This is a genomic window from Clostridioides sp. ZZV15-6598 (genome assembly GCF_020657705.1).
In the GTDB taxonomy this organism is placed as follows: domain Bacteria; phylum Bacillota; class Clostridia; order Peptostreptococcales; family Peptostreptococcaceae; genus Clostridioides; species Clostridioides difficile_F.
This window is the reverse complement of the sequence record NZ_JAGWCS010000246.1, coordinates 1-2,344: the sequence shown is the minus strand read 5'-3', so window position 1 is coordinate 2,344 and position 2,344 is coordinate 1. Positions and strand designations below refer to the sequence as shown.

Annotated in this window: 4 protein-coding genes; 3 read left to right on the top strand and 1 reads right to left on the bottom strand. The window is 26.2% G+C overall.

Annotation, left to right across the window (positions count from 1 at the left end; translation table 11 throughout):
- From KGF50_RS21185 to KGF50_RS21175, 3 genes are read left to right on the top strand one after another with little or no spacing between them, the layout of a single operon-like run.
- Entirely contained in the window at positions 1 to 765 is a 765-nt protein-coding gene (locus tag KGF50_RS21185; RefSeq protein WP_227849890.1) for a helix-turn-helix transcriptional regulator, read from the top strand.
- A 41-nt stretch (positions 766 to 806) separates the two neighbouring features.
- Positions 807 to 1,073 carry a DUF3795 domain-containing protein gene (locus KGF50_RS21180; RefSeq protein ID WP_227849889.1) on the top strand — a complete coding sequence of 89 codons (267 nt, stop codon included), beginning with the start codon at positions 807 to 809 and terminating at the stop codon, positions 1,071 to 1,073.
- A complete protein-coding gene (locus KGF50_RS21175; protein WP_413926853.1) occupies positions 1,052 to 1,159 on the top strand; it encodes a cold-shock protein in 108 nt (35 codons plus the stop codon). The genes KGF50_RS21180 and KGF50_RS21175 overlap by 22 nt, the downstream gene beginning before the upstream one ends.
- 255 nt (positions 1,160 to 1,414) lie before the next feature.
- On the opposite strand, the gene KGF50_RS21170 is transcribed toward KGF50_RS21175, so the two are convergent.
- A complete protein-coding gene (locus tag KGF50_RS21170) occupies positions 1,415 to 2,323 on the bottom strand; it encodes an arsenic resistance protein (RefSeq protein WP_413926854.1) in 909 nt (302 codons plus the stop codon).
- Positions 2,324 to 2,344: the final 21 nt, after the last annotated feature.

Genomic DNA, 2,344 nt, shown 5'->3' with positions numbered 1-2,344 from the left:
ATATATATTTCACCACACAAATTATTAAGACCATATATAGCCCATTATACAATAACTGTTCCAGATAAAAATTCTATAGAAAACCTGACATTGATACCTGATGCCAGTGGATGTATGGTATTTGAATTTAGTAAAAAAGGTATAAATAGCAAATTTTGGGGTGCTACAACAAAAACCACCATTGTAAAAAATGATATAGAAAATATACTCTTTAGGGTATTTGTTGAATTTCTTCCATGTGGAGTATACTATTTGACAGGTTTTCCTCAAATAGAATCATCCGATTTAATAATCCCTGTTAAAGACTTTAACACTCAACTTGATTTGGAAATTAATTCTATATTTGAAAACTCCAGTACTATTAAAGAACTCATTGAACAATTTGATAGATTATTTTTATCGTACTTATTTAAATCTAATATAAAAGATGTAACAATACCAATTCTTACAAACGCTAGAAAACAAAACTCTATTATGTCTGTTAAAAATATTTCTCAAATTAGTTGTTATAGTGAACGCCATTTAAATAGAATTTTTAATAATTCTCTTGGTATGAGTGTTAAGACATACCTTAGATTATTACGTATAAATATAGTTCTACAAGAAATGCAAAGTAATAAGATATCATTTACAACTTTAGCTCAAAATATAGGTTATTATGACCAATCTCACTTTATAAATGATTTTAAATCTATTTGTGGTGTTAATCCAACAACCTATATAAAAAATTTGTCTGATTTTTACAATGAAAAATATAAATTTTAACATATAATTATATAAAGTTTATATTTGAGGAGTGATTTAAAATGATAGAATCAAGATGTGGAATTTTGTGTTGTGAATGTACATATAAGGAAGATGTAAATTGCGCTGGATGTACAAATATTGATAAACCTTTTTGGTCTGAAGAATGTCCTGTAAAATCATGTTGTGAGAATAAAAATCTTACACATTGTGGTCTATGTGACACATTTCCATGTGAAATATTAACTCAATTTGCATACGATAAAGAACAAGGTGATGATGGAAAGAGAATTTCTCAATGTGAAAAATGGGCTTCTCTAGCTTTATAATATCATTAGAAGAAGGTCAAAAAGTAAGCTTTGATATAGTTAAAGATGCTAGAGGTCAACAAGCAGAAAATATAACTATATTATAATTATATAGTTTTTTTCGGAAAAGACTCTTTTAAGGGTCTTTTTTTATTGATAATAAAAAAGACCTAAAATAGGGCACTCTAAAAACTTAAAAACTGCTCATAAAAGTATTTTTGATTTTATGAACAGTTTTATTTATATTATCAGTACTTTTCTTTCTCTTCTCTGAGTAAATTAAATATATAAAAAGATATTTTTTTAGCATATTTAATTTACTGTACTTACACATCTAACAATAAGATTAAATTTTAATTATATTAGCATGCTTGCTCTTTTGATTTTATAACCAATAAAACCTTGGAAACTAAAAACAATATTGGCAGTTCTACCAATGGCCCTATTATAAGTGCTAACGATATTAAAGGCTTATCTGGGAATGTTGCAACAGCAATTGCTAACGCTATCGGAGAGTTCCTAGCAAGAGTAGTTAAATTCAAAGAAACACTATCTTCATAATTTAATTTAATAACCTTACTTACTAATCTTCCAACTATAAAGTTAATTATAAAGAATAACAATATAGGTATTAATAGAATTAACAATACTCGATAGTTTTCTAATAATACTTTCCCCTGAGAAGCAAACATAGATATTATAGCTATATTTAAAAAATATCCTTGATAGTTACAAGCACTTGGAATTAACACATCCTCAAATTTACTATTTCCTAGTTTTTTAATAATTAAATTTCTGGCTATGATAGAAAGTAAAAGGGGTATCATTAAGCTATATATAACACCTTGAGCTAAATTCATAAAATCAATATTTACACTTGTTCCTCCAATTAATAATATGTAAACAGGTAGTAATAGTAATTGCAGTATTAGATTTAGAGGAAGTATAGATGAACCTAAGGCAACATTTCCTTTAGCAATTCCTGTAAAAATTAAATACCAATCTGTACAAGGAGTTACCATAAGCATAATAAATCCTATTAAAAGCTCTGAATGGCCATTTAAAAATAATTTCCCTAAAACAAATATTATTATTGGTGTCCATATAAAGTTTATAATAATTGATATTGATGTAAACTTTATGTTTTTAAATGAACTACCAATTTCCCTTAAAGGAATTTGTATAAATACTAAAAATAACATTATTATTAATGATGGCGTTATAAAATATCCTGAATAAGTTTGTATAAAACCTATTTGACCTATTAAAATACCTGTCTCTTATACACATCT

Bases quoted from the DNA above. Each gene is read 5' to 3' on its own strand.
- KGF50_RS21175 (WP_413926853.1), top strand. From the start codon at position 1,052: ATGGGCTTCTCTAGCTTTATAATATCATTAGAAGAAGGTCAAAAAGTA.
- KGF50_RS21180 (WP_227849889.1), top strand. From the start codon at position 807: ATGATAGAATCAAGATGTGGAATTTTGTGTTGTGAATGTACATATAAG.